Origin of the sequence: Endozoicomonas sp. YOMI1, assembly GCF_024606345.1 — a bacterium.
Classification (GTDB): domain Bacteria; phylum Pseudomonadota; class Gammaproteobacteria; order Pseudomonadales; family Endozoicomonadaceae; genus Endozoicomonas.
In genome coordinates this window covers 1-1250 of record NZ_JAHHPM010000222.1, presented here as the reverse complement: position 1 = coordinate 1250, position 1250 = coordinate 1, and the positions used below count along the sequence as shown (strand labels likewise).

Sequence of the window (1250 nt, the reverse complement as noted above, 5' to 3'; positions counted from 1 at the left end):
CGGCCCATTCACCAACAATTTCCATAGTAATTGTCTCGCTGTCTGAAAGTTTGGGAGGAGGGCCGCTTCTTTGTACTGACGTAGGGAAAAGTTCTTTATACAAATCATCAATCAAACAGAACACAGATGTGATAAAATGCAGCATGGGCATGGGTTGCTTCCTTCTTATTTCGATGACTGCTTATTCATAGCAGAAGAAGGGGCAGCTGTGCCTTTTTATATCTGTTTCAAACCCGAGCATCGTGTAACACATACGAAAAATTATTACATCCCTTAAAACCAAGGAATCGAATCTATGAACACAGTTCATCCTCCATCCACTACGATAAGTCAGACAAATTTACCTTCATTATATCCTCAGCCACCATTGGATGAGCATAAAGAAATACCGGTAAAACAGCTATCGAATACAGATTTATTGGTAAATATCGCACATTCCACTGCTAATCCCCCTGAACAATGCACCCAAGCCGACGATGGCACGCTTCGGAAAGTTGCAGTGCTAACCCATCCGGGTAAGCCCCCCTCTTCACTGTTACCTTTGATGATTCGGTCGGAAAATACCAATCATCTGGTTAAAAGAGATAATTGGATTTCCTATGGTGATCCAGATATTTTTAACTCAGCATTCAGCTTATTTGTTGATATGGCAAAAAACATAATTATTCAAAAGGAAATGACGGCTAAAGATTTAATTGAGGAAGCGATTAATACTCGCAAATTTATTGAGATTAACAGAAATTACAAGAGTGCTCATGAATTTGGACTTCGCCGTTATGATCCGCAATCAATGCAAAATTATCACAAAATTTGTATACACACCCCTCTAAGCAAAGCTTATTCCTGTGGCAATCAACGTGCAGTTGAGCTGACTCATAATGAACACTTTATTCATCAGAAAACTGAGGAAGGGAATAGGTTTATTACCTACCTCGATAATAAGTATGACCTTTATCCATGTGAAACGAAGAATATTCATTATGGTGTTGTTGTGGGTAATGCAGGAGACACTAAGGTTTATTTATCCCAAATATTGACCAGCCCCAGAATCGAGAAGTTTGAAGTGGAAGATTTTTTTGGACGAAGTGATGAGAATTATGTTGGTAAGGACAAGCGCTCTGCATTAATTATCCATACAGATCCTGATCAACTGATTCCGGGGTTACAGCATGTTCAGGGTTTGATTGATCAGGCGATGGCGGGTGACCTTTCGGTAATCCCCCGCATTCACTGGTGGTATGTACACCTGG

Annotated in this window: 1 protein-coding gene; it reads left to right on the top strand. The window is 40.2% G+C overall.

Going from position 1 to position 1250, the window contains the following annotated elements; genetic code table 11:
* Positions 1 to 295: 295 nt before the first annotated feature.
* A partial coding sequence (locus KDK15_RS07800) for a hypothetical protein (protein WP_257294797.1) occupies positions 296 to 1250 on the top strand: 955 nt, incomplete at its 3' end.